Source organism: Stutzerimonas marianensis (assembly GCF_022810315.1).
GTDB lineage: Bacteria > Pseudomonadota > Gammaproteobacteria > Pseudomonadales > Pseudomonadaceae > Stutzerimonas > Stutzerimonas marianensis.
In genome coordinates this window covers 183,476-208,555 of the sequence record NZ_JALGRD010000008.1, presented here as the reverse complement: position 1 = coordinate 208,555, position 25,080 = coordinate 183,476, and the positions used below count along the sequence as shown (strand labels likewise).

Below are 25,080 nucleotides of genomic sequence, written 5' to 3'. Positions count from 1 at the left end.
GCGGGGGCTCACGCCACGGGCGACGCCGGAGGCTGCAGCAGCTCGGCGATGTCCACCTGGTCCATCTGCTCGGGCTTGAGATGGCGGGCGCCGTAGGTCAGGTGCAGCCCGGAGGTGAGGAACAGGGCGAACAGGTCGGCGTCGATGTGGCCGCTGTCGCGCAGGCCCGCCAGGATGCGAAGCGACTCGCTCAGCGGCTTGGCCTGCTTGTAGGGGCGATCACAGGCGGTCAATGCCTCGAAGATGTCGGCGATGGCCATGATCCGCGCCGGGATCGACAGCTGTTCCGGCCCCAGTTGGCGCGGGTAGCCGGTACCGAGCAGCGTCTCGTGATGCGTGCCGGCGTATTCGGGCACGCGTTGCAGGTTGCGGGGAAAGGGCAGGTTCTCCAGCATCACGATGGTCTGCACGATGTGTTCGTTGACCGTGAACCGCTCTTCGGCCGTCAGCGTGCCGCGACGCACGCTCAGGTTGTACAGCTCGCCCAGATTCGCCTGGTATTCGGGCACCGTCATCTTGAATCCGTAGCGAGGGTCCTGGGCTTTGGTCGGCGGGCGTGGGATGCGGTGTTCGGGTTTGTCCGCCAATAGCCGTTCGGTAGTTGGCAAAGGCGGACGCGGGACGTCTGCCAAGCGCGCCGCCTCTTCGTGCGAAATCCCCAGACGATCATCGAAATGGCGGGTCCAGCCCTGTTCGCCGATCCGCTGCAGGCGCTCGATGGTTTCCGGCGCCATCTGCTCGCCTCCGATGTTGCAGGCGGCAACGAAGGCGAATTCGTCATGCAGCCGAGCGACCGTCTCGGCGTGGCGGGCCTCCACGGTTTCGCTCGGTGCGCCGGCGGCCAGTGCCTGGAGGCGCTCGATCATGGCGTCACGCAGAAGCACTTCGAAACGCAGGCGAATCTCGTGGATGCGGTTGTAGAGCGTTTCCAGCTTGGTCGACTTGTCGACGAGGTGCTCGGGCGTGGTGATCTTGCCGCAGTCGTGCAGCCAGGCGCCGATGCGAAACTCCCGCCACTGCTCCTCGGTCTCGAACCGGAACGCCGCCAGCGGGCCCTGCTCGGCGGCGCTGGCCTGCTCGGCCAGCAACATGGCGAGCTCCGGCACGCGGGCGCAGTGCCCGCCAGTGTGTGCGCTCTTGGCGTCGATGGCGCCAGCGAGGATCTCGATCATGGCGTCGATCAGCGCCGTCTGTGAGTCGATGAGGTTCTGGTTTTCGAGGGCGACGGCCGACTGCGACGCCAGCGCTTCGACGAACCTCAGATTCTGGCGGGAGAAGCGGGTCGGTGTGCGAGTCGTGGGGTCCATGGCATTCATGAACTGCAGAACGCCCAGTACCTCGCCGCTGTGGCCAACCAGCGGCACGCAGAGCATCGATACCGTCCGATAGCCGGACTCCAGGTCGAAGTGCCGTGTACCGGAGAGGTCGAAGCGATCCTCGCGGTAGACGTCATCGATGACCACGGTTTCCTTGCGCAGCGCCACATAGGTGGACACGTGCTGCTCGTTGGGCTGTCCGGTGACCGGATCGTGCAGCGGCAACTCGAAGGCAGGCAGCGGGTCGGCCTTCGAGCGCTGGGCAAAGCGCAGGCTGTCGTGATCGGTCATCAGGTAAAGGGTGGCGGCATCGGCGTTACAGATGCGCTTGCCCTGCAGGAGGATGTGCTGGAGCAGCCGGTGCCTGTCACGCTCGGAGGACAGCAGCAAACCATTCTCGACCAGACCGGCGAGCTTTTCCTGAGCCTGTTCGAGGGCGTGGTTCTGTGCCTGCAGGGAGCGGCGCATGGCATCGTGCTGGTGGTGCAGATCGTCCAGTTCGCGGATCGGCGAGCCGGGGCGCTCGCGGCTGCTGAAGTCGAGCTCGCGGATGCGTCTGGCATCTTCGGCGAAGGCATGCAGTGAACGGCGCAGCGTCGCCAGGCCACCGAACAAGAGCGGCAGGCCAAAAAACATGATCAGCAATTCGGTGAGCAGCAGGCGGCGAAGATCGAACCATTCGAAGCCAACCAGCATCAGAGCCGGTACGGTCGGCAGGAGCACGAAGGTGGCAACGAGCACTGCGGCCCAGGTTTCGTAGCTGAGCTTGTATTTGCTGGAGGTCATACTGCATCCTGCGGCGGTTACTTGACGGATGTGCCAGAAATGATGGCGACCACACCACGCGGCGGCAGGTGCGCCATGTCGCAGGCCTTTGGCCGGCTAGGGAGAGTACATTGATCATGGTCTCGAAGATGGATGCAGTGTCGAAATTTGCCCGAACAGTACTCGTCCTTGGCCTGTTGGCCGTGCCGGCTTGGGCGACGGCGGAGGATGTCGTCGGCGAGCCGGTCGGCTACATCATGAAGGTGCAGGGTGAAGCCAGCGTCACCAGCCGAGGTCAGACCATCGAAGCGCGCGTCGGCCAGGCGATCATACCCGGCGCGACCCTGCGAACCGGCCCCGGCGGCGCGATGGGTGTGACGCTGAGCGACAATACGGTGATGTCGTTCGGGCCTAACAGCGAATTCATCCTCGACGACTACGCGTTCGAGCCGGCCCGCGAGGAGCTCAGGCTCAGCGCCCGTATCACCCAGGGCACGCTCAACTTCATCTCCGGGGTGATCGCCAAGCTCAAGCCCGAGGCGGTCGAGCTGAAGACGCCGACCGGCACCATCGGTGTGCGCGGCACGCATTTTCTGGTCAAGGTCGGCGAGTGAGGCGGATGCGACAAAACCTGCTGGGGCTGTGCGGCTTCGTCATGCTGGCTTCGGGTTGTGCCACCGGGGACTACGTTGTCCTCCTGGAGAGCCCCGACGGTACGACGGGTGCGGTGGTCATCGATGATGCACGCGGCCAGACGCGACTCGATCGTAAGCATCAGGGCGCGAAGATTGGCTCGCTGGGCATCGGTGCCGGGCCTTTCGAGGTCGGCGATCTGCGCATCGCCCGCGATTTCTCCGAGGCCCTTGCGGCGCAGCCGGTACTGCCGCAACGCTTCCAGCTGTACTTCGAGATCGGCAGTGCCGAGCTCACCGAGCCGTCCAAGCAGGCCATCGAGCATGTTGTCGAGGCGATCCGCCTGCGCGGTCCTTCGGCGGTGTCGGTGATCGGGCATACGGATACCCTCAGCGGGCCGCTGTGGAACGAGCAGCTTGGTCTGATCCGCGCGACGGCGGTTGCCGAGCTGCTGCGCAGCCGGCACATCGAGGTCATCGATCTCCGGGTCGCGTCCCACGGCGAGCGGAACCTGCTGATCCCGACACCAGACGGCGTGTCCGAGCCGCGTAACCGGCGGGTCGAGATCAGCGTGCGCTGAACGCGCCTACTTCGCCGTCATCACGATGCGTTCGCTGCACACCCCCGCCCGAAGTCGCTCCAGCTGGAATCTCACCAGACCATCGCCTGGCCGCTGTGCCTGCAACTGTTCGAACGCAGACCGTGCGCGGTCGCTGTCGGTCGCGATCAGGGCGAACGCCGCCTCGTAGGCTTCGTCGGGCGCTGACTCGCAGGGTTCGTAGAGGCGAATGGGCGCCGCCTTGCCTTTGAGCTGCACGTCGCCGATCGGCCGCATCGGCTGGGCCGGATTGGCGTCGCGGATCGCCTGCGAGACGCAGAGGTCGGTACCCAGATGCCGATTGAGATTCTCCAGGCGTGCGGCAACGTTGACCGCATCGCCCAGCGCGCGGTAGTCGAACAGCGTGGATCCCCCGAAATTACCGACGACCACCTCCCCGCTGTGGACCCCGATGCGGGTGCAGCCAAGGGCGACACCGGCCGCTTGCCTGGCGGCGGCGTGCTCGCGGGTGAAACGGCGGATCTCCAGGGCGCAGGCGAGGGCGCGGCGCTGATGATCGGGCTGGGCGAGGGGGGCGGAGAAGAGGATCGCCATGCCGTCGCCCATGATGCGCTCCAGCGTCCCCTCGTGACGAAAGGCAATCTGGATGATGCCGTCCAGGTAGTCGTTGAGCAGGCTGACCACGCGCTCAGGCGGCTGGCCATCCATCAGGCGGGTGGAATCCGTCAGGTCGGTGAAGACGAAGCTGCAATGTCGGCGTTCCCCGCCCAGGCGCAGTTGCTCGGGATGGCGCACCAGATACTCGACCAGGTTGGGCGAGATATAGCGGGAAAAGGCACCGCGGACCCAGCGTTGCTGGCGCTCGCTGGCGAGGTGGCGGGCAATGCTCGCACCCAGGTAGGCAAGCAGCAGGCCGATGGAGGGATTGAAGGCGTCGAGCAGCAGGCCGTGCCGTGAATAAGCCCACCAGGCGCCAAGGTTGAGCGTGGCGAGCAGGGTGGTGGCGGTGAGCGCACCGGTCAGCGCGCCAGTACCGAGCGTCAGCGCACAGAGCAGCAGGGCGGCGAGCAACAGGGTCGCGGCTTCCAGCGGCGCGGCCCAATGAGGGCGTTGCAGCGGGGTGCCCGACAAGGCCTGTTCGATCGCCTGGGCATGCACCTCCACACCGGGAATCATGCCCCCGAGGGGGCTGAAGCGCAGATCCTGCAGGCCCTGCGCCGAACTGCCGACGAGCACGACGGCACCCTTCATTTGCGAGGCGGCGTGCCCCTCGAGAACCTGCCAGGCGGGTAGGCGTTGCGCCGACATGTCCTCGCGGTAATGAATCCAGAGCTCGCCACGCCGGTTGGTCGGCAATCGAAGGTTGCCAATTCCCAGCTCGGACAATGCCCCGTGCCGGTTGGCGTCGACGCGATAGAGGGACTGCTGCAGATAGACGCGCAGCGCTTCAGCGGTCAACGACGGCCAGAGATGGTTACCGACTCGGATCATCAGTGGAACGCGGCGTACCACGCCGTCCTGGTCGGACTCGAACGTCATCGCGCCAGTGCCCAAGGCGTTGCGGCCCAGGGCCGACAAGGGGACGACGGCACCGGCATAGCCGGGCACGCTGGGCGCGCCGGCCTCGGCGGTCAGCCGAACCGCGAACCGGCTTTGCGGAAGGTTGGAGGTGGGGGTGCGAGTCGCAGCGAAACCGAGCACGGCGGGTTGCTGTGCCAGCGCGGTGGCGAAGATTTCGTCCGGGTCCGGCAACTGATCGAGCTGCGCCGCAACATCGGCGGGTAGCTGTGCATACAGGTGCGCCGCCGCGCTGCGGTCGGCTTCGGCGAAAAGCACGTCGAAGACCACGACGGCGGCGCCGGCCTGCCTCAGCCGTTCGAGCAGTTGCGCCATTCGGTCACGGGGCCAGGGCCACTGGCCCAGGCGGGCGAGGCTTTCCTCGTCGATATCCAGTACCCGCACTGGCGATTGAGCCGGTGGCGTACGCGGCTGCCAGCGTTGGTACTGATCGAACAGTGCGTTGCGCAGCGTCTGCAGCAGCGCGGGTTCGGCGAGATAGAGCGCGCAGGCTGTCAGCAGGCCGGCGCAAGCGAGCAGCAGGCGCGGCGTCAGACGGCCGGGTGGCGTCATCCGTCGCGCTCCCTGCAATCGGCCGTTCGATCAGGCGAAATGGGCCGTCACTCGAGCACCAGGATGGCGTCCATCTCGACCTGCGCAGCCTTCGGCAGCGCCGCGATGCCGATCGCGGCACGCGCGGGGTAGGGCTGCTGGAAGTAGCGGCTCATCACCTCGTTGACGGTGGCGAAATTGGCGAGGTCGGTCAGGAAGATGTTCAGCTTGACGATGTCTTTCAGCGAGCCTCCCGCAGCTTCGGCGACCGCCTTCAGGTTTTCGAACACCTGGACCGTCTGCGCTTCGAAGCCCTCCACCAGTTCCATGGTCTTCGGGTCCAGTGGGATCTGGCCGGACAGGTAGACGGTGTTGCCGGCCTTGATGGCCTGCGAATAGGTGCCGATGGCAGCGGGGGCTTTGTCGGTGGAGATGACGGTCTTGCTCACGGGTAGCTCCTGCGGGATTTGAACGAAAGGCCAAGGATAAAGGAAAAGCCGGCGCATGCGCTGGAGGCTGAACGAGGCATTCTTGGAGTTGAATGCCTGTCAGGCCTTGACTCGCGTGATACGCGTGACGCCCTTGATGGTACGCAGCTTCTTGATCACGCGTGCCAGATGAACCCGGTCATGCACGCTGACCACCAGCTGGACGATGCTGATGCGGCCGTCGCGCTCGTCCATGCCGATCTTCTCGATGTTGCCGTCGGCTGCGTTCACGCTGCCGGCGAGCAGGGCGATCAGGCCGCGCTGATGCTCCAACTCCACGCGCAACTCGACATTGAATTCGCCGGCGACGTCCTTCGACCAGGACAGCTGGATGCACTTGTCGGGGTTGTGGCGTACGTCGGCGATGTTGCGGCAGGTTTCCAGGTGCACCACCATGCCTTTGCCGGCCGATAGGTGACCGACGATGGGGTCGCCCGGAATCGGCGTGCAGCACTTGGCATAGTTGAGCACCAGGCCTTCGGTGCCGCGGATCGCCAGCGGCCCTTCGGCGCTCGGCGCCTGTTCACCTTCGCTGGCCACGAGGCGACGGGCGATGACGTACGCCATGCGATTGCCGAGGCCGATGTCTTCGAGCAGGTCTTCGACGTATTCCATGTGGTACTCGTTGAGTACCGTGCGGATGCGTTCCTGAGAGATGTTCTCGAGGCTGGTTTCGAAGCCGGTGAGCGCCTTGTTGAGCAGGCGCTCGCCCAGGTTGATCGACTCGGAACGGCGCTGCTGCTTGAGGGCATGACGGATGTGGGTTCTCGCCTTGCCGGTCACGACGAAGTTCAGCCAGGCGGGATTGGGCCGAGCCCCCGGCGCCGTGACGATTTCGACCGTGCTGCCGCTCTCGAGCGCTTGTGAAAGCGGCGCCAGACGACGGTTGACCCGGCAGGCGATGCAGGTGTTGCCGACGTCAGTGTGCACCGCATAGGCGAAATCCACCGCGGTCGAGCCTTTCGGCAGCTCCATGATGCTGCCCTTGGGCGTGAAGACGTAGACCTCGTCGGGAAACAGGTCGATCTTGACGCTCTCGATGAATTCCAGTGAATTGCCGGCGCGCTCCTGCAATTCGAGCACGCCCTTGACCCATTGGCGTGCGCGCGCATGCGTGCCTTTGGGCGCTTCTTCGCCGTTGGATTTGTAGAGCCAGTGGGCAGCAATCCCGTTGTTGGCCATTTCTTCCATCTCGCGGGTGCGAATCTGGATTTCGATGGGCACACCGTGCATGCCGAACAGCGTGGTGTGCAGGGACTGGTAGCCGTTGGCCTTGGGGATCGCGATGTAGTCCTTGAAGCGTCCGGGCAGAGGCTTGTAGAGGCTGTGCACGGCGCCGAGGACGCGATAGCAGGTGTCGACCTTGTCGACCACGATGCGGAAGGCGTAGACGTCCATGATCTCGTTGAACGCCTTGCGCTTGCCGCGCATCTTCTTGTAGATGCTGTAAAGGTGCTTTTCGCGACCCATCACCTCACCTTGCAGCCCTTCGCGCTCAAGGCAGTGGATCAGTGATTGCTCGATCTTTTCGACAATCTCGTTGCGGTTGCCACGTGCCCGCCGAACCGCTGCTCGAATGCGCTCCGAACGCATCGGGTGCATCGCCTTGAAGCCCAGGTCCTCGAACTCGACACGCATCGAATGCATGCCCAGTCGATTGGCAATGGGGGCATAGATCTCGAGGGTTTCCTTGGCGATGCGCCGGCGCTTCTCGCCAGCGAGCACTTCCAGGGTGCGCATGTTGTGCAAGCGATCGGCCAGCTTGACGAGGATGACTCGGATGTCTCGCGCCATGGCCATCGCCATCTTCTGGAAGTTCTCGGCCTGGGCTTCTGCCTTGGTTTCGAACTTCATCTGGGTAAGCTTGCTGACGCCGTCGACCAGCTCGGCGACGGTCTCGCCGAACTGGGCGGTCAAGGCTTCCTTGGCGATGCCGGTGTCCTCAATGACGTCGTGCAGCATGGCGGCCATCAGGCTCTGATGGTCCATGTGCATGTCGGCAAGGATGTTGGCTACCGCGAGGGGGTGGGTGACGTAGGCTTCACCGCTGCGCCGCCGCTGGCCGTCGTGGGCCTGCTCGGCGTAGAAATAGGCACGGCGGACCAGATTGACCTGGTCGGCACCGAGGTAGGTCGACAGGCGATCGGCAAGCGCGTCTATGGCTGGCAAGGCAGTGCTCCTTGCCGGCGCGGCACTTGGCGGACGATTCGACTTCGACCTGGCATTCGTATCAGAGGGCCTCGTTGGGCTCTTCCTCGTACTGGATGAACAGCGGTTCGTCATCGACCACGTCGTCCTGGGCGATCACGTCGTAATCCACCAGGCCCGATGCGATCTCGCGCAGCGCAACGACTGTGGGCTTGTCGTTTTCCCAGCCAACCTTGGGCTCCTTGCCGCCGGTGGCCAGTTGGCGCGCGCGCTTGGTGGCGAGCATGACCAGCTCGAAGCGGTTATCTACGTTGTCCAGGCAGTCTTCGACGGTAACGCGGGCCATGGTGTTCCTCATCAATTGCGGTAAAGCATGCCCGAATGGGCGAGCGGACGGGATAGTCTAAAAAATCACCAGCCAATAGGGAAGCGGTAAAAAGCCGAAACCCTGGCCGGTATCGCTGGGTGAACCAAGCGGGCGGCTGTTTTGAGTGGCCCTGTCGCTCAGGCCAGCAGCTGCTTGAGCAAACCCTCGAATCGCCGCTGTTGTGAAGATTGGCGCAGCTGGTTAGCTCTGAAGATGGCCTGCAGGTCGATCAGCGCGTGGGCAAAGTCGTCATTGATGACGAGGTAGTCGTATTCGACGTAATGCGTCATTTCGCTGACCGCTTCACGCATCCGCTTCTCGATGACCTCGTCGCTGTCCTGGCCGCGATTGGTCAGGCGTTGGCGAAGTGCCTCCTGGGTCGGCGGCAGGATGAAGATGGACTTCGCCTGCGGCATCAGCCGGCGCACCTGCTGCGCGCCCTGCCAGTCGATCTCCAAGATCAGGTCGTAACCTTCATCCAAGGTCTGCTCGACCCAGCGCTGCGAAGTCCCGTAGAGGTTGCCGAACACTTCGGCATGCTCGAGGAATTCGTTCTGCGCGAGGCGTTCGAGAAAGGCGTCGCGGCTGACGAAGTGGTAGTTGACGCCATCCACCTCGCCCGGGCGCATGGCACGCGTGGTGTGCGAGACCGATACCCTGACCTGCGGCTGGGCATCGAGCAGTGCCTTGACCAGGCTGGTCTTGCCCGCCCCGGAGGGCGCGGAAACGATGTAGAGCGTACCGGTGGAGGCTGACATGATTTTCTGACCTTTGACTTTGATATTGGCAGCGGCAGGTGATGCCTTCATCGACTGCGATCGCTACTCGATGTTCTGGACCTGTTCGCGCATCTGCTCGATCAGCACCTTCAGGTTCACCGCCGCCTGGGTGCTGCGTGTATCGATCGCTTTGGACCCCAGGGTATTGGCCTCTCGGTTGAGTTCCTGCATGAGGAAGTCCAGCCGGCGACCCGCCGCGCCGCCGGATTGCAGTACGCGGCGGACCTCGCCGACGTGGGTGGCGAGCCGATCGAGCTCCTCGGCCACGTCGCTCTTCTGTGCCAGCAGCACCAGCTCCTGCTCGAGCCGCTGCGGATCCAGCTCGACGCGCATTTCGGCACAGCGATCGAGCACCTTCTGACGCTGCGCGGCAAGCATTTGCGGCACCTGAGCCCGCAGTGTGGCGGTTTCCTGAGTGATGGCATCGAGGCGTTCGTTGATCAGGCGCGCCAGTCCTTCGCCCTCGCGTTGACGGCCTGCCTTCAACTCCGCCAATGCCTTGTCGAACAATTTCAGGGCGGCGTTGCCCAGCGCCTGCGGATCGGCTGCGTCACCGACAATCACACCCGGCCAGGCGAGCACGTCCAGCGGGTTGATCGGTGCGGGCTGCTTGAGCAGCGCGGCGACATCTTCCGCCGCCGCGATCAGTGTACGCGCCCGCGCTTCGTCGACTTGCATGGAGCGGCCGGCAGCATCTTCGGCGAAGCGCAGCGTGCATTCGACCTTGCCACGCGAGAGGCCCTTGCGCAGGGCGTCGCGAACCGCACCTTCCAAGTCGCGAAAGGCTTCCGGGAGCCGAAGATGCGGCTCCAGGTAACGATGGTTCACCGAGCGGATCTCCCAGCTGAGGGTGCCGTGGTCGCCGGCCATCTCGGCGCGGGCGAAGGCGGTCATGCTGTGGATCATGGGGGTACCCTCGGTGATGAAAGGCCGGAGATTGTAAAGGAAAATGCCCCGTTTGGTGCTCGACGGGCCCGTGTGCTACCACCGCTTGCCCCTGGTCGCCCCTAATTCATGCGCTGGCCCCTATAATGCGGCCACTCCCATCGCCAAAAGCAGGAACCCCACATGAAGCGTCCCAGTGGCCGCGCCGCCGATCAGCTGCGTCCGATTCGCATCACCCGCAACTACACCAAGCACGCCGAAGGCTCGGTGCTGGTCGAATTCGGTGATACCAAGGTGATCTGCACGGCGAGCATCGAAAACGGCGTGCCGCGCTTTCTCAAGGGTCAGGGGCAGGGTTGGCTCACCGCCGAATACGGCATGCTGCCGCGTGCCACGGGCGAGCGTAACCAGCGCGAGGCCAGTCGTGGCAAGCAGGGTGGCCGGACCCTTGAAATCCAGCGTTTGATCGGGCGCTCCTTGCGGGCCTCGCTGGACATGAGCAAGCTCGGAGAAAACACGCTGTATATCGATTGTGATGTGATCCAGGCCGACGGCGGTACGCGCACTGCCTCGATTACCGGCTCGATGGTCGCACTGGCCGATGCCTTGAAACTTCTGAAGAAGCGCGGCGGGTTGAAGAACGGCGACCCGCTCAAGCAGATGGTCGCTGCCGTTTCGGTAGGTATCTACCAGGGCGAGCCGGTGCTCGATCTGGATTATCTGGAGGATTCGGCTGCGGAAACCGACCTCAACGTCGTCATGACCAGCACGGGCGGCTTCATCGAGGTACAGGGAACGGCCGAAGGTGCGCCTTTCCAGCCATCCGAGCTCAACGCGATGCTCTCGTTGGCGCAGAGCGGCATGCAGGAGCTCTTCGCCCTGCAGCTTGCAGCACTAGCGGATTGATCCGAAGGAGGGTGCCATGTCCGGTCAGGAGTTGATGCCGCTGCCTTCGCCGAAAGCGCGACAGTGGGCCATGTTCTGTCATTACTCGGCGTTTTTTTGGTTCCTGGTGCCGATGATCGGTAACGTTCTCGGGCCACTGATCGTCTGGCAACTGAAAAAGGACATGGACCCGTTCGTCGACGAGCAGGGCAAGGAAGCGCTCAACTTCCAGATTACCTTCAGCATTCTGATGATGATCTGCGGTGTGCTCGCCTGGATACTGATCGGCTTCCCCTTGATGGCGCTGATCAGCGTCGTGACCTTGGTGCTCGTGGTAATCGCCGGCATTCGCGCGAACGAGGGCAAGCCCTATCGCTACCCGTTCTGCTGGCGGATCGTCAAATAGCCTGAATGCGGTCGGTGGGCCTGGCGCCCACCGTACATGATCGCGCTAGAGGCTCAGCGTCCAGTCGTAGTCGACGACCAGAGGTGCGTGCTGGGAAAAGCGCGGCTGGCGCGGAAGTCGCGCATTGCGTACGAAGCGGCGCATGCCGGAGGTCAGGATCTGGTAATCGAAGCGCCAGCCAAGGTTCAGCATCTGGGCTTGCTCGGTGTCGGGCCACCAGCTGTAAAGGTCGCCTTCGCGGGTTACTTCGCGCAATGCGTCGATGTAGCCCATGTTGCCGAAGATCTCATCGAGCCAGGCCCGCTCGGGTGCCAGGAAACCCGTCGCCTGCTGACAGTCGCGCCAGTTCTTGACGTCGAGCTTCTGGTGAGCGACATACAATGATCCGCAATAGATGTATTCGCGCCGTTTGCGTCGCTGCTTGTCGAGGTAATGGGCGAAATCGTCCATGAACTTGAATTTCTGGTTCAGATCTTCGTCGCCGCCGCGACCGGTTGGCAGTAGCAGGCTGGCGATGCTGACCTTGTCGAAGTCGGCTTGTAGATAACGGCCGTAGCGGTCGGCGGTTTCGAATCCGAGGCTCATGATCACGGCCTTCGGTTGCAGGCGTGAATAAAGCGCGACACCACCCTGTTCAGGAATTTCCGCATCGACGGCGTACAGAAAGTACCCGTCGAGTTGGTAGGCCGGGTCGTCAAGTTCGATTACGGAGGCGCGGGTATCCTGCAGACAGATGACATCGGCATTCTGCGCTTGCAGCCAGCTGAGCAAGCCCCGCTGTGCTGCTGCTTGAATACCATTCACATTGACGCTGATGATCCGCATAAATGGCCCCTAAAAACACGTGCGTGTATGATAACCCAAGCTCTTTGCAATTAGCTAAATCAGTGTCTTCCGGGAATATCCTTCATGCAGGCGTACCAGCGCGAATTCATTCGCTTCGCCATCGAGCGCGGTGTTCTGCGCTTCGGTGAATTCACCCTGAAATCCGGACGGACCAGTCCTTATTTCTTCAATGCCGGTCTGTTCAATACCGGTTCGGCGCTGGCGCAGTTGGGGCGGTTCTATGCCGCTGCGGTGGTCGATAGCGGGATCGAATTCGATGTCATCTTCGGTCCAGCCTACAAGGGCATCCCACTGGCAAGCGCGACGGCGGTTTCGCTGGCTGAGCATCATCAGCGGGACTTGCCTTGGTGCTTCAATCGAAAGGAAGCCAAGGATCATGGCGAAGGCGGTACGCTCGTCGGCGCGCCGCTCAATGGTCGGGTGTTGATCGTCGATGACGTCATCACGGCCGGTACGGCGATCCGTGAGGTGATGCAGATCATCGAGGGCCAGTCCGCTCAAGCGGCCGGTGTGTTGATCGCGCTCAATCGGCAGGAGCGGGGACAGGGGCAATTGTCCGCGATACAGGAAGTCGAGCGCGATTATGGGATGCCGGTTGTGAGCATCGTGTCGCTGGCTCAAGTATTGGAATTCCTTGCCGGCGACGCTCAGCTGAAACAGCACCTGCCCGCCGTGGAAGCCTACCGGGACGAGTACGGTATCTGAACCGTTCATCAGCTCAGGCGGGTTTTGTGATCGATGCCAAATCTGCTCGCTTCTTTGTGTCAGCAACTGACGTTTTTCGGCTATCACTCGGCTGGAATAGTGGCGAACTGATAGTATTTCTGTATCCCTACCGGGTCGGTTGAGCAGCTGATAGCGCAGAGCGCGCCGCGGCAGGCGTCTTGGCCCAAGTCGCCTGGCATGCGCCGAATGTCGGCATTGGTGCGTTTCTTGCTGATCACGGTGAAGGGCTTCTATAAGCTGAGCCCATCTACAAGAGCTGGCGTTCGCTGCGGCGGATACGGAAGAGGCTGGAGAATGCGATTAGGGAGTTGGGTGCTGGTGCTGTCGGGCGTGCTGTGCGCTGCTCAGGCTCAAGCCGACTTGTACCGCTATGTCGATGACAAGGGCGTCACCGTGCTCGATCGCCACGGCGTGCCGCCGCAGTTCATTGGCAAGGGCTATGAGATCCTGAATGACCAGGGGCGGGTAACCCGAGTGGTTCCGCCGGCACCGACCGCGGAGGAGCGCCAGCGCCTGCTCGAAGCCAAGGAGCGGGCAGGTTCGGATGCGCGGCTCCTGAGGCTCTATGCGAGCGTCGAGGACGTCGAGCGTGCCAAGACGCGCAAGCTGTCTGAGCTCGACAGCGTCATCGGAATCACACGAGGCAATCTGCAGTCGCTGCGCACCCAGCAGGCCAACCTGCAGAGCCAGGCCGCGAACCACGAGCGGGCCGGTCGGCCAGTGCCGGACCAGTTGCTGAAGCAGATCGACAACCTGAGCAGGGAGCAGGCCAGCCTGCAGCGGGACGTTGAACGCTATCGGCAAGCGCGCAAACAGGCTGAAGTGAGCTTCACTCAGGAGCGTGCCCGCGTTGCTGAGCTTCTCGGTGATGCGCGCTAGTTATCTCAGGCCATGAAAAAAGCCCGGCTTCTCGATGAGAGAGCCGGGCTTTTTAACGTCAGTCAGTGGCTGGTGTGCTTGCGGTTGGTGATCAGCGTACCGACGCCAATGTCAGTGAAGATTTCCAGCAGTACAGCGTTCGGCACGCGACCGTCAATGATGTGGGCGCTGTGAACGCCGCCTTGCACGGCTTCGAGCGCGCAGCGAATCTTCGGCAGCATGCCCCCATAAATGGTGCCGTCGGCAATCAGTTCGTCCACCTGTGTGGTTGTCAGGCCGGTCAGCACCTGTCCCTGCTTGTCCATCAGGCCGGCAATGTTGGTGAGCAACATCAGTTTTTCGGACTTGAGCGCTTCGGCGACCTTGCCCGCGACAAGGTCAGCGTTGATGTTGTACGACTCGCCGTCCGGACCGACGCCAATCGGTGCGATGACCGGAATGAAGTTGCCGCGCACCAGCATTTCCAGCAGCTCGGTGTTGACGCCGGTGACCTCGCCGACGTGGCCGATGTCGATGATTTCGGGTGAGGTCATCTCCGGCGTCTGCCGGGTCGCCTTGAGCTTCCTGGCACGGATGAGCTTTGCGTCCTTGCCGGTCAAGCCGATGGCGGCTCCGCCATGCTGGTTGATCAGGCTGACGATGCTCTTGTTGACCTGGCCGCCAAGGACCATCTCCACTACGTCCATGGTCTGGCTGTCGGTGACTCGCATGCCGTCGATGAAGTGACTCTCGATGTTCAGCCGCTTGAGCAGGTCGCCGATCTGCGGCCCGCCGCCGTGCACGACCACCGGATTGATGCCCACCGCCTTCATCAGCACGATGTCTCGCGCGAAACCGGTCTTCAGCTCTTCGCTTTCCATCGCATTGCCGCCGTACTTGATGACCAGCGTCTTGCCGACGAATCGGCGGATGTAGGGCAGTGCCTCGGACAGTACCTGGGCGAATTGGGTGGCGGCTTCACGGCTGAGGGTCATGCAGGGCTCCGCAGATCAGAACGGCAGGGTGAGGTCAGGCGCGACAGTATAAAGCTGTGCACGGAAGACTTCCTGTATGCGCTTGAGTTCTTCTTCGCTTTCGGCTTCGAAGCGCAACACCAGGACCGGCGTGGTGTTGGAGGCGCGCACCAGACCCCAGCCCTTCGGGTAGTCGACGCGAACGCCGTCGAGGGTGGTAACGCTTGCCTCGCCCCAGTGCGCATCGCGGTGCAGGGCTTCGATGATGGTGAACTTGCTCTCCTCGGTAACCTTGATATTGATCTCCGGGGTCGAGATGTCGTTCGGGAAGGAGGCGAACACCTGCTCCGCGTTGCGCTTTTCCTGGCTGAGGATTTCGAGCAGGCGCACGGCACTGTAGATGCCATCGTCGAAGCCGTACCAGCGCTCCTTGAAGAACACGTGGCCGCTCATCTCGCCAGCCAGCAGCGCACCGGTTTCCTTCATCTTCTTCTTGATCAGTGAGTGGCCGGTCTTCCACATCACAGGGCGGCCGCCATAACCGCTGATCAACGGCGTCAGGCGCCGTGTGCACTTGACGTCGAAGATGATGTCGGCACCGGGGTTGCGGGATACCACATCCTTGGCGAACAGCATCAGCAAGCGGTCGGGGAAGACCACGGTGCCAGCGTTGGTCACTACGCCGACGCGGTCGCCGTCGCCATCGAATGCCAGGCCAAGGTCGGCATTCTCCGACTTCACCTTGGCGATCAGGTCTTCGAGGTTTTCGAGCTTGCCCGGATCCGGATGATGGTTGGGGAAGTGGCCATCCACCTCGCAGAAAAGCGGGATGACCTTGCAGCCCAGCGCCTCGATCAGTTGCGGGGCGATCACGCCGGCAACGCCGTTGCCGCAATCGACGACGACCTTCATCGGCTTGGCCAGTGCGATGTCGTCGCGGATGCGCTTGAAATAGCTCTGCAGCACGTCGACCGGTTCGGCCTGGCCGACACCCTCGCTGAGGTTGCCGGTCTCGATGCGCTGGCGCAGCGCCTGGATCTGCTCGTTAGCGAGGGTGTCGCCGGCGATGACGATCTTGAAGCCGTTATAGTCTGGCGGATTGTGGCTACCCGTGAGCATGACGCCGGACTTGCCGGCCAGCACGTTGGCCGCGTAGTAGAGCACCGGGGTCGGCACCATGCCGACGTCGCTGACGGTGCAACCGCTATCCACCAGGCCCTGGATCAGATGCTTGACCAGTTCCGGCCCGGATAGACGACCGTCGCGGCCCACGGACACGTTCGGCTCACCCTGGGCGAGGCTCTCGGAGCCGACCGCGCGGCCGATCCAGTAGGCGGCTTCGGTGGTCAGGGTCTCGCCGACGACGCCACGGATGTCGTAGGCGCGAAAGATGCTCGCGGGCAATTGCGGGGCTTTGGGGGCGCTCATTGCGGTTTCTCGCTCCTTGGTGTCGAGGCCAAGCCAGTCCTGGTCCTCGTCGAGAATGTCGATGTCGAGAATATCGGTGTCCTGGAACAAGGGGTCGACATACTCGGTGGATGGGGCTTGCCGAACCGCGGGCTGGGGGGCTGCCGCGGCTTTGGCCGGCGCCATTCCGGCGGTGCGGAGCGGCAAACGGGCCAGACTCTTGGCCAGCGCATCGAGCGCCGGCAGGCTCAAGGTCGGTGTTTTGATGGCCTTGCCGTTGGAGAGTTCCTGCACCATCTGGCCGAGGTGGCGAACATCCTCTCGAAGCCTTTTCTGTTGCGCGTTGAGCACCAGCTGCAGGCCGAGCAGCAATCCACCCAGGGCCAGGATTACCGCTGCGAAGAGTAGCAAAGGAGCGGGCGCGGTCGCGCTCAACTGCGCGCTGGGGAGGAAGGTGAGCGTCCAGTTCGGATTGCCGCTGGGCAGTTCGATGGCCCGGTCCTCACGGCCTTCGCCGCCTCGCTGGCTGAGTTGCTGCGCAGGGCTATTGGCGAATCGCTGGGTGAGGCGCAATTGACCGGCTTCGGGAGGGAGGGCGGGTAGCGTGGCCAGCAGCCGATCGAGGGTGGTGACCAGCAGCAGCGAGCCGATCGCCGGCTGTTGAGGATCGGGCCGCAGCGCGACTGCACTGTAGAGCAACCAGTTATTGCCGACCTTGAAGGCCTCCGGCGCGGGAGACTGGCCACTCTCGGCGCGCTGCAGCAGGTCGAGCGCGGCGAAATTCAGAGGCCCTGGGCGCCCGGTGTCCTGACGAGCCTGGCCACGCAGGCTCAAATGGGCATCGACCACGCCATCGCGGTACACCAGGGCTTGCTCGGCTGCACGCATCTGGTCGCGGGAGTCGCTGCGCAAGGCCTGCAGGATTTCCGGAGCGTTCGCGGCGGCGCGGGTTTCGGCGGCCAACTGGCGCAGCGCCTGGGTGAGGCCCGATGCCTGGCTCTGCCCCCAGGCCTGGGCGAGCTGTACGTTGGCCTCTTGCTGGCTCGATTGCTGGGCGAACCAGAGCAGGGCCGAGGCGGCGACGAGGCCGATCAGTCCGGGGAGCAGGCCGGGGAGTAATGGGGCCAGGCCGGAGCTGCGGCGTGGGGACTGAGTGGCGTCGGCGGGGTTGAGTACGCCGGTTTCCTTGGCGGAGCGCTTGAATAGTTTCATGGAGCTTCTCGGTTCATCCTTAAAAGACGAGATCGGTCTCAGTGGCTGCCGGAGTGGCCGAAGCCTCCCGCGCCGCGGTCGCTGCTGTCGAATTCGCTCACCAGCTCGAACTGCGCCTGGATCACGGGCACCAGCATCAACTGCGCAATGCGCTCGCCGACCGCAATGGTGAAACTGCTCTGGCCGCGGTTCCAGCAGGACACCATCAGCTCGCCCTGGTAGTCCGAGTCGATCAAGCCGACCAGATTGCCGAGAACGATGCCGTGCTTATGCCCCAGCCCCGAGCGGGGCAGGATCAGCGCGGCGAGTGTTGGGTCACCAATATGAATGGAAAGCCCCGTCGGGAGCAGCACGGTCTGTCCGGGTTCGAGAACCAGGTCTTGCTGCAGCATGGCGCGAAGGTCCAATCCGGCTGAGCCAGCGGTCGCATAGGTGGGCAGGGGGAAATCCCGGCCAAGGCGTGGGTCGAGGACTTTCGCTTGGAGCTTGTGCATGTTCTGGCCTGTTCTGTGTCTGGTCGGGCGTCGTGTTGGAGCGCATGGCGTCTGAAGGCGTTCCGCTGCGTTCAACCCTGGCGATAACGGTCGGCAATATAGGCGATCAGCTGGCGCGCAATATGCCCTTTGCTGGCCTGGCTGAAACGTGTCTCGTGTTGCTGGCGGTCGATGACCGTGACGGCGTTTTCTTCGCTGTTGAAACCGATGCTGGGGTTGGCGACGTCGTTCGCCACGATCAGATCGAGGTTTTTGTCGCGTAGCTTGCGGGTCGCGTACTCGAGCAGGTTTTCCGTCTCCGCGGCGAAACCGACGCTGAAGGGACGATCCGGGCGACCGGCCAGCGTCGCCAGAATGTCCGGGTTGCGGACCATCTGCAGCAACAGGCCGTCGCCGTTGGTGGGGTCCTTCTTCAGTTTGTGTGGGGCGATGACCTCCGGCCGGTAATCGGCGACGGCCGCTGCGGCGATGAACAGGTCGCAGGGCATTGCGGCTTCACAGGCCGCGAGCATGTCGCGGGCACTGACCACATCGATGCGCTGCACCCGATCGGGCGTGGGCAGGAACACCGGCCCGGCGACCAGTGTCACGCGTGCGCCGGCTTCCGCAGCGGCCTCCGCCAGGGCGAAGCCCATCTTCCCGGAGCTGTGGTTGGTGATGTAGCGCACCGGGTCGATGTTTTCCTGGGTCGGCCCGGCGGTGATAAGCAGGTGCTTGCCGGTCAGCAGATGGCGCTCGAAGCAGTCGGCGGCGGCTTGTGCCAGGTCGTCAGGCTCGAGCATACGGCCAAGGCCGACATCCCCGCAGGCCTGGCTGCCAGAGGCCGGACCGAACAGGCGGATGCCGCGCTGCTGCAGGAGCGCGCAATTGGCTTGGGTCGCGGGGTCGGCCCACATGGCCTGGTTCATGGCCGGCGCCAGGGCGACCGGGGCATTGGTCGCCAGCACCAGGGTCGTGAGCAGGTCGTTGGCCACGCCCTGGGCCAGGCGCGCGATAAGGTCGGCGGTGGCCGGTGCGACCAGTACTAGATCGGCCCAGCGCGCCAGCTCGATATGCCCCATGGCCGCTTCGGCGGCAGGGTCGAGCAGGTCCAGGTGGACGGGATGGCCGGACAGCGCCTGGAGTGTCAGCGGGGTGATGAACTCCCGGCCCCCGCTGGTCATGACGACCCGCACCTCGGCGCCGTGGTCGCGGAGCCGGCGCACCAGCTCGGCACTCTTGTAGGCCGCAATACCGCCGCCGACGCCCAAGACGATGCGTTTCCGATAAAGCCGCTGCATAGGCCTGCCTTTTTACGGTGAGAACTGGTTCCGGCGCGTGCCGGTTGCCGTCGCTAAAAGGCCGCTAAGATAGCACAGCGCCCCTACAGGACGAGGGGCATGCTCGACAGGGAGGACACATGAGCATAAGGGACTGGCCTGCGGCGGAGCGCCCGCGGGAAAAGCTGTTGGAGCAGGGCGCGGCAATGCTGTCGGACGCGGAGTTGCTGGCGATATTCCTGCGCACTGGCGTCGCCGGCAAGAGCGCGGTGGACCTCGCCCGACACCTGCTTGCCGAATTCGGCAGCCTGCGCGCGCTACTGGAAAGCGATCTTGCCGCGTTCAGCTGTCACCTGGGCTTGGGGCCGGCGAAGTTCGCCCAGCTGCAGGCCGTACTGGAGATGGGCCGGCGCCACCTGGCCGAGCGTATCCGGCGTGATTCGGCGCTCGAAAGTCCGCAAGCGGTGCGGGACTACCTCAAGGCTCGCCTGCGCCATGAGCCACACGAGCTCTTTGCGTGCCTGTTTCTCGATTCCAAGCACCGGGTGCTGGCCTTCGAGGTGCTCTTCCACGGGACCATCGACGGCGCCAGCGTTTACCCGCGGCAGGTCGTCAAGCGAGCGCTGGCGCATAACGCGGCGGCCCTGATCCTGACGCATAACCACCCCTCGGGCGTCGCCGAGCCGAGCCAGGCGGACCGGCATCTGACCCGCCGACTGACCGATGCACTGGCGTTGGTCGATGTACGCGTACTCGATCATTTCATCGTCGGTGACGGCGAGCCGCTGTCGATGGCCGAGCACGGCTGGATGTAGCCCCTACGCCAGCAGCGGCAGGAGCAGCAAGGGTCCGAGCACGCCGAGGACGAAACGTCCGTTCCAGCCAAAGGCGATCCGCCAGGGCGACAACTGGGCATGGCGTGCCAGCAGCAAGGCCGACGGCCCATAGGGCGACAACAGCATTGCCAGCGAGAAGCCGAACAACAGGGCCACCGCAGGTTGCATCACATCGACGCCCTGGCTTGCGAGCTGGGCCAGCAGCGCCGCGCACAGGTTCAGCGAAATGATCGGGGCAACGCCAAGCAGGGCGAGGAGCATTACACCCAGCGCGCCAAGGCTACCGAGCCCGAACAGCGCCAACGGCGTCGCGCCGAGGTGCGCGGCCAGGTGGTGAACGGGTAGCAGCGCTGCGACCAGCCCGGCGAGCAGGGCGGAGCTGGCGAAAATGAAGGTTTCGTTGCGCATGCCCACGAGGGTGTCGCTGACCTCCCGCGCCACCTGACGCAGCCCGGTGCCTTGCCAGAGCAGTATCAGCACCACCGCAAGCGGCACCAGGAGCATGGCCGCCTGGGTCGCCGAGAGCCAGGTAGTCGCCGCCAGCACCGCGATCAGCAGGATGCCGATCAGGCTGCCGACCAGCAGCCCCCCGAATCCGGCCGGTGCTGCCGGGCCGTCGCTATGATCCGGCGGGGATCGATCGCACAACTGCTGGAGTCGACGGTTCTCGGCCGGCCAGCCGACCAGCAACAAGCACAGCCCGCCCAGGGCGCCGTACGGCAACAACATGCTCCAGCTCAGGCCGGGCAGCTCGCGGGTGAGAATTGCCACGGCGACGCTGGTCGGCGCGAGCAACGGCACCAGCGCGAAGCCCCGCAACGCCACGACCATGACACCGCGCTGGCCTTCGCGGCGCTGGGTGTCGCTGTAGTGGCCTCGGTTCAGATGTCGGTCCAGCGAGCCGCAGACCAGATTGAGCATGCCGAAGCTGACGATCGAACTGATGGCGAAGGTGCTCGCCAGGTACGCTGGGTAGAGCCAGGCGCGAGGTCCGGATAGCAGCAAGCGATGCAGTTCGCTGAGCTGGTGCAGCCGCCGGACCAGGCAATGCATGAGGCCGAGCGCCCCGATGAACGCCGCATAGTAGGCAGCGGAGGACAGCATCCGTGCTGCCTGCGCGGGCTCGGCCGCGCCGCTGGCCAGCCAGTAACCCAGCAACGCCAGGGTCACCAGGCCGAGCCGGCGCGGGTAGGGCATCAGCGAGCGCCAATGCCAGAGGAAGAACAGCATCAGCATCGAGCCGCTGGCCACGCTCAACGGCTGCCAGCGTGTCAGCAGGGCGAGCAACTCGAAAGCCAGCGCCAGCGGGAGCAGGGTGGTCATCTAGACGGGTAGCTCGGTGCGCAGCGCGCCGCGCTTGAACACGCCTTCGCCAAAGGCGATCAGGCGGTCGTCCTGGTCCAGCAGGTCGCAGCCGGCCATGAAGACCTTGTTGCCGGAGGACCGGCACCGTGCGACCGCACGTACGTGGCTGCCCACCCGCGCCGGGGCGCTGAAATTGAGGCTCATCGACAGCGTGATGGCGACCCGCCGTTGCGCCGGGTCCGCCTCCCAGGTACCGCACAGACCCATGGCGACATCCATCAGCGTGGCCATGACGCCACCGTGCAAGGTGCTGGCATTGTTCAGGTGCTGTGCCGTCAGGCTCAAACCGACGGTGGCGTGGTCGGCGCCATAGGCGAGCAGCTCGCAACCGACCTCCTGGAAGAAGCCGGTCACGGAGGCCTGGACCTGTTGCAGCGTGGCGGGACAATAATCCGATGCGGGCATGGCTTGGCGTCGCGGGTGGGTTGCGGACGAGACTGGCAGTCTTTAGGCTTCTGGTCAATTGGGTGGAATGATGTTCCGCTCTGCGGAATATGAAGTGTAACCGGAGGCGGCATGAACATTCGCATCGGCATCATCGGTTCTGGCGCCATGGGGCGCGGCATCGCACAGCTGTTCGCTAGCGCCGGCCATCAGGTCTGGCTGCATGATAGCCGCCCCGAAGCCATCGATCAGGCGTTGCAGTTCAACCGTGAGTTGCTCGAGCGCAGTGTCGCCAAGGGGCGGATGACCGCCGAGACGTTGGAAGCCGTGGTCGCGCGCATGCAGCCAGCCCACCGTCTTGACGAACTGGCCGGCTGCGACCTGCTGATCGAGGCGATCGTCGAGGACCTCGAGGCCAAGCAGCGGCTGTTTGCCGAGCTCGAGCGTCTGGTGTCCGTCGAGGCAATTCTGGCAACCAACACCTCGTCGCTGTCCGTCACCCGTATCGCCAGCGCCTGCGCACATCCAGAGCGCGTGGCCGGGTTCCACTTCTTCAACCCCGTCCCGCTGATGAAACTGGTCGAGGTCGTGCGCGGCGAGCGGACCGCGGCGATGGTGGTCGACCGTCTCGTGCAACTGGCCGAGCATGCCGGGCATTTCCCCGCCGTAACCCCCGACACGCCCGGCTTTATCGTCAATCATGCGGGTCGAGCCTACGGCACCGAAGCGCAGCGCATCCTCAGCGAAGGCATCGCGACGCCCGAGCAGATCGACCGGATCCTGCGCGACGGGCCAGGCTTTCGCATGGGCCCGTTCGAGCTGTTCGACCTGACCGGCCTGGACATTTCGCATGCCGTGATGGAGTCGGTGCACGACCAGTTCTACCAGGACCCGCGCTATACGCCTTCGTACCTGGCGGCGCAGCGTGTTGCGGCGGGGTTGCTCGGGCGCAAGACCGGCCAGGGTTACTACCGCTACGAGAGCGGCCAACAGCTGCGCAGCCCCGAGCCGCAGCACGAACCGGTTCGGCTGGACCGCCCGTTCTGGCTCGACAGCCTCGACCCCGAGCTGCGCGGGCGTATCGGTGCCGTGCTGCAGCAAGCCGGTGCAGTGCTGGAAAGCGGCGAAGCGCCTACCGAACGGGCGATTTGCCTGATCACGCCGCTGGGCGAGGATGCCAGCCAGCGCATTGCGCGCCTCGGGCTGCCGGGCCAGCGGACCCTGGCGCTCGATTGTTTCAGCGACCTCGACAAGCGCCGAGTGCTGATGCGTCAGCCGGCACTCGACCCGGCGCTGGAGGCACAGGCACGCCAGGCGTTGAGCTGCGATGGCGTGCCGGTGGAGGTCATCAACGACTCGCCCGGTTTCGTCAGCCAGCGGGTCATCGCCAGCATCGTCAACCTGGGGTGCGAAATCGCTCAGAAGGGCATCGCCAGCCTGCCGACACTCGACCGTGCCGTACAGGTCGCACTGGGGTATCCGAAGGGGCCGCTCGGGTTCGCCGAGCACTACGGCCCCGCGCGCATTCTTGGCGTCCTCGAAGGCCTGCAGCAGTGTTACGGGCAGGAACCGCGCTACCGGCCCAGCCCCTGGCTGCGCCGCCGGGTGCAGCTCGGATTGCCGTTGGCTACGCCGGACGCTCCTTAGGCCGATGCACGCCGCGGGGCATTAAAGGTTGGCGAGCGGCGGCCGCTAAGCTGTCATCCTGTCTTGTTCGCCCTGCGACCAAAGGATGGCTGCCGCTGTCCGGGCGAGGTGCTACAAGACGGTCCATACCGACACACAACAAGAGGCCATCCATGCGCCCTGCCTTCCGCCGTCATCGCTGGGCCTGCCTGCTTCATGCGGGTGCCCTGATCGCGCTGCTGCTGTTCCATACCTGGATGGCGCTGCCCTTCGCGCTCACCGCCGTGTCCGTTCTGCTGTTGGCCCTGTGGCCTTGGCTGGGGCCGTGGCGCGGTCAACTGGGGGAGACGCCGAACGCTGGAGCGAACGGCGACGGCTTTACCGATCTGAGCCGGACCTTGTCTCGACATACCTGCCACAACGCCCTGTCGGCGGCGCAGGTTTCCTTCAGCGCCGAACAACTCGCGGCGCGGCTGACATCCCAATTGGCGGCCATCGGCGAGATTGCCGACGGCGCCCAGGCGATGACCGAGACCGAGCAGCAGAGCGCAGACCGGGCGCGCCACGCGCTCGACGCCGCCCAGGCGGTGCGCAGCCGCAGCGACAGTGGGCGTGCCGACCTGCTGCAGGCCATCGAGCGGATGCAGCAGCTCAGTGCCCAGACGCAATCCAGCCGCGAGCTGCTGGACGGCCTGTCGGCGCGCACCGAGGAGATCCGCCAGATCACCGACGTGATCCAGTCCATTGCCAGTCAGACCAACCTGCTTGCGCTTAACGCTGCCATCGAGGCGGCGCGCGCCGGTGAGGCCGGGCGGGGCTTTGCCGTTGTCGCCGATGAAGTGCGCAACCTGGCGGGCCGCACCAGCAGCGCGACAGAAGAAGTGGGGCGGATGGTCGGTGACATTCGCGAGCAGAGCCAGGCGGTTGTCAGCCACATCCACCGCCAGGCACAAGCGCTCGATGAGGCGGCGCAGCAGATCGCGACCACCGGCAGTCAGCTGACCGGCATCGCTGAACTGGCCGTCGACGTCGAGACGCAAGTGGCCGAAATCACCGCTGGCACCGCCAGTAACCATGAACGACTGGCGCAGCTTTTCGTCGCGCTGGAACAGTTGCGCAGCGACGCGCTGGACAGCGAAACGCAGACCCGGCAGCTGGAAAAGGCGGCGGAGAATCTCGTCGGCCAGGCCGAGGCCGTCAGCGAACAGCTGGCCGAGGTCCAACTCGATGCCTATCACCAGCGTATCTTCGACCTGGCCCGCGAAGGCGCCGCCGCCATTGCCGCTCGATTCGAGGCGGACCTGGCCGCCGGCAGGCTGACCGTCGAGGACCTGTTCGATCGCAACTACCAGGCCCAGCCTGGTACCGACCCGGTGCGCTACCACACCCGTTTCGATCGCTACGCCGACCAGGTGCTGCCGGACATCCAGGAGCCGCTGCTGGGGCAGAACGAGGCGCTGATCTACGCCATTGCGACCACCCCGGACGGCTACGTGCCCACGCATAACCGCGCCTTCAGCCAGCCGCCGACGGGTGATCCGGCGGTCGATCGGGTGCGCAGCCGCAGCAAGCGGTTGTTCAACGACCGCACCGGCGGCCGATGCGGCAGTCACCAGCGCAAGGTGCTGCTGCAGACCTACAGCCGTGACACCGGCGAGTTGATGCACGACATTTCTGTTCCGATCACGGTCCTCGGTCGGCACTGGGGCGGCTTGCGCCTGGGCTATCGACCCGAGCCCTGAGATGGCACAAG

General features: G+C 64.4%; 23 protein-coding genes. 9 read left to right on the top strand and 14 right to left on the bottom strand.

The window, feature by feature from the left end; translation table 11 throughout:
* Positions 1 to 8: 8 nt before the first annotated feature.
* The gene (locus MST27_RS15470) at positions 9 to 2,102 is read right to left on the bottom strand and encodes an HD domain-containing phosphohydrolase (RefSeq protein ID WP_243606836.1); all 2,094 of its coding nucleotides are present in this window, start codon (positions 2,100 to 2,102) and stop codon (positions 9 to 11) included.
* Positions 2,103 to 2,218: 116 nt separating this feature from the next.
* On the opposite strand from MST27_RS15470, the gene MST27_RS15465 reads away from it, so the two are divergent.
* Both MST27_RS15465 and MST27_RS15460 read left to right on the top strand, forming a co-directional pair.
* Positions 2,219 to 2,695 carry a FecR family protein gene (locus MST27_RS15465; protein ID WP_338052455.1) on the top strand — a complete coding sequence of 159 codons (477 nt, stop codon included), beginning with the start codon at positions 2,219 to 2,221 and terminating at the stop codon, positions 2,693 to 2,695.
* Between the two features lie 5 nt (positions 2,696 to 2,700).
* On the top strand, positions 2,701 to 3,294 hold the full coding sequence (locus MST27_RS15460) for an OmpA family protein (RefSeq protein WP_243606834.1): 594 nt from the start codon (positions 2,701 to 2,703) through the stop codon (positions 3,292 to 3,294).
* Positions 3,295 to 3,300: 6 nt separating this feature from the next.
* Here the strand turns inward: MST27_RS15460 and MST27_RS15455 are convergent, their stop codons facing one another.
* The 6 genes from MST27_RS15455 to MST27_RS15430 all read right to left on the bottom strand — a co-directional run bounded on the left by MST27_RS15455 (position 3,301) and on the right by MST27_RS15430 (position 10,070).
* Positions 3,301 to 5,403, bottom strand: coding sequence for a CHASE2 domain-containing protein (locus MST27_RS15455; RefSeq protein WP_243606833.1), 2,103 nt, complete (start codon positions 5,401 to 5,403; stop codon positions 3,301 to 3,303).
* 47 nt (positions 5,404 to 5,450) lie between these two features.
* Positions 5,451 to 5,831, bottom strand: coding sequence for a RidA family protein (locus tag MST27_RS15450; protein WP_243606832.1), 381 nt, complete (start codon positions 5,829 to 5,831; stop codon positions 5,451 to 5,453).
* A gap of 99 nt (positions 5,832 to 5,930) precedes the next feature.
* The gene (spoT, locus tag MST27_RS15445; RefSeq protein ID WP_243606831.1) at positions 5,931 to 8,039 is read right to left on the bottom strand and encodes a bifunctional GTP diphosphokinase/guanosine-3',5'-bis pyrophosphate 3'-pyrophosphohydrolase; all 2,109 of its coding nucleotides are present in this window, start codon (positions 8,037 to 8,039) and stop codon (positions 5,931 to 5,933) included.
* 61 nt (positions 8,040 to 8,100) lie between these two features.
* Positions 8,101 to 8,364 carry a DNA-directed RNA polymerase subunit omega gene (rpoZ, locus tag MST27_RS15440; RefSeq protein ID WP_243606830.1) on the bottom strand — a complete coding sequence of 88 codons (264 nt, stop codon included), beginning with the start codon at positions 8,362 to 8,364 and terminating at the stop codon, positions 8,101 to 8,103.
* Between the two features lie 158 nt (positions 8,365 to 8,522).
* Positions 8,523 to 9,143 (bottom strand): guanylate kinase, encoded by a 621-nt coding sequence (gene gmk / locus MST27_RS15435; protein WP_243606829.1) that lies wholly within the window; start codon positions 9,141 to 9,143, stop codon positions 8,523 to 8,525.
* Positions 9,144 to 9,206: 63 nt separating this feature from the next.
* Positions 9,207 to 10,070 carry a YicC/YloC family endoribonuclease gene (locus MST27_RS15430; protein ID WP_243606828.1) on the bottom strand — a complete coding sequence of 288 codons (864 nt, stop codon included), beginning with the start codon at positions 10,068 to 10,070 and terminating at the stop codon, positions 9,207 to 9,209.
* A gap of 162 nt (positions 10,071 to 10,232) precedes the next feature.
* Here MST27_RS15430 and rph point away from each other — a divergent pair, with 162 nt between their 5' ends.
* Positions 10,233 to 10,955: a ribonuclease PH gene (rph, locus tag MST27_RS15425; protein ID WP_243606827.1), complete on the top strand. Its 723-nt coding sequence runs from the start codon at positions 10,233 to 10,235 to the stop codon at positions 10,953 to 10,955.
* A 16-nt stretch (positions 10,956 to 10,971) separates the two neighbouring features.
* Positions 10,972 to 11,340: a DUF4870 domain-containing protein gene (locus tag MST27_RS15420; protein ID WP_243606826.1), complete on the top strand. Its 369-nt coding sequence runs from the start codon at positions 10,972 to 10,974 to the stop codon at positions 11,338 to 11,340.
* A 45-nt stretch (positions 11,341 to 11,385) separates the two neighbouring features.
* Here MST27_RS15420 and MST27_RS15415 read toward each other — a convergent pair whose 3' ends face one another.
* Positions 11,386 to 12,165 carry an exodeoxyribonuclease III gene (locus MST27_RS15415; protein ID WP_243606825.1) on the bottom strand — a complete coding sequence of 260 codons (780 nt, stop codon included), beginning with the start codon at positions 12,163 to 12,165 and terminating at the stop codon, positions 11,386 to 11,388.
* An 84-nt stretch (positions 12,166 to 12,249) separates the two neighbouring features.
* On the opposite strand from MST27_RS15415, the gene pyrE reads away from it, so the two are divergent.
* Together pyrE and MST27_RS15405 are read left to right on the top strand one after the other, a co-directional pair.
* Entirely contained in the window at positions 12,250 to 12,891 is a 642-nt protein-coding gene (gene pyrE, locus MST27_RS15410; RefSeq protein ID WP_243606824.1) for an orotate phosphoribosyltransferase, read from the top strand.
* 315 nt (positions 12,892 to 13,206) lie between these two features.
* A complete protein-coding gene (locus MST27_RS15405; RefSeq protein ID WP_243606823.1) occupies positions 13,207 to 13,791 on the top strand; it encodes a DUF4124 domain-containing protein in 585 nt (194 codons plus the stop codon).
* Positions 13,792 to 13,853: 62 nt separating this feature from the next.
* Here the strand turns inward: MST27_RS15405 and argB are convergent, their stop codons facing one another.
* The 4 genes from argB to coaBC all read right to left on the bottom strand — a co-directional run bounded on the left by argB (position 13,854) and on the right by coaBC (position 19,137).
* Positions 13,854 to 14,765, bottom strand: coding sequence for an acetylglutamate kinase (gene argB, locus MST27_RS15400; RefSeq protein WP_243606822.1), 912 nt, complete (start codon positions 14,763 to 14,765; stop codon positions 13,854 to 13,856).
* 15 nt (positions 14,766 to 14,780) lie between these two features.
* On the bottom strand, positions 14,781 to 17,363 hold the full coding sequence (locus MST27_RS22655) for a phosphomannomutase/phosphoglucomutase (protein ID WP_420864249.1): 2,583 nt from the start codon (positions 17,361 to 17,363) through the stop codon (positions 14,781 to 14,783).
* 38 nt (positions 17,364 to 17,401) lie between these two features.
* Positions 17,402 to 17,857 (bottom strand): dUTP diphosphatase, encoded by a 456-nt coding sequence (dut, locus tag MST27_RS15390; RefSeq protein WP_243606821.1) that lies wholly within the window; start codon positions 17,855 to 17,857, stop codon positions 17,402 to 17,404.
* Between the two features lie 71 nt (positions 17,858 to 17,928).
* Positions 17,929 to 19,137 carry a bifunctional phosphopantothenoylcysteine decarboxylase/phosphopantothenate--cysteine ligase CoaBC gene (gene coaBC, locus MST27_RS15385; protein ID WP_243606820.1) on the bottom strand — a complete coding sequence of 403 codons (1,209 nt, stop codon included), beginning with the start codon at positions 19,135 to 19,137 and terminating at the stop codon, positions 17,929 to 17,931.
* A 119-nt stretch (positions 19,138 to 19,256) separates the two neighbouring features.
* Here coaBC and radC point away from each other — a divergent pair, with 119 nt between their 5' ends.
* Positions 19,257 to 19,931, top strand: coding sequence for a RadC family protein (gene radC, locus MST27_RS15380; protein ID WP_243606819.1), 675 nt, complete (start codon positions 19,257 to 19,259; stop codon positions 19,929 to 19,931).
* Positions 19,932 to 19,934: 3 nt separating this feature from the next.
* Here the strand turns inward: radC and MST27_RS15375 are convergent, their stop codons facing one another.
* On the bottom strand, positions 19,935 to 21,275 hold the full coding sequence (locus tag MST27_RS15375) for a hypothetical protein (protein ID WP_243606818.1): 1,341 nt from the start codon (positions 21,273 to 21,275) through the stop codon (positions 19,935 to 19,937).
* On the bottom strand, positions 21,276 to 21,722 hold the full coding sequence (locus MST27_RS15370) for a PaaI family thioesterase (RefSeq protein ID WP_243606817.1): 447 nt from the start codon (positions 21,720 to 21,722) through the stop codon (positions 21,276 to 21,278).
* 111 nt (positions 21,723 to 21,833) lie between these two features.
* On the opposite strand from MST27_RS15370, the gene MST27_RS15365 reads away from it, so the two are divergent.
* On the top strand, positions 21,834 to 23,348 hold the full coding sequence (locus tag MST27_RS15365; protein ID WP_243606816.1) for a 3-hydroxyacyl-CoA dehydrogenase: 1,515 nt from the start codon (positions 21,834 to 21,836) through the stop codon (positions 23,346 to 23,348).
* A gap of 152 nt (positions 23,349 to 23,500) precedes the next feature.
* Positions 23,501 to 25,069, top strand: coding sequence for a methyl-accepting chemotaxis protein (locus MST27_RS15360; RefSeq protein ID WP_243606815.1), 1,569 nt, complete (start codon positions 23,501 to 23,503; stop codon positions 25,067 to 25,069).
* Positions 25,070 to 25,080: the final 11 nt, after the last annotated feature.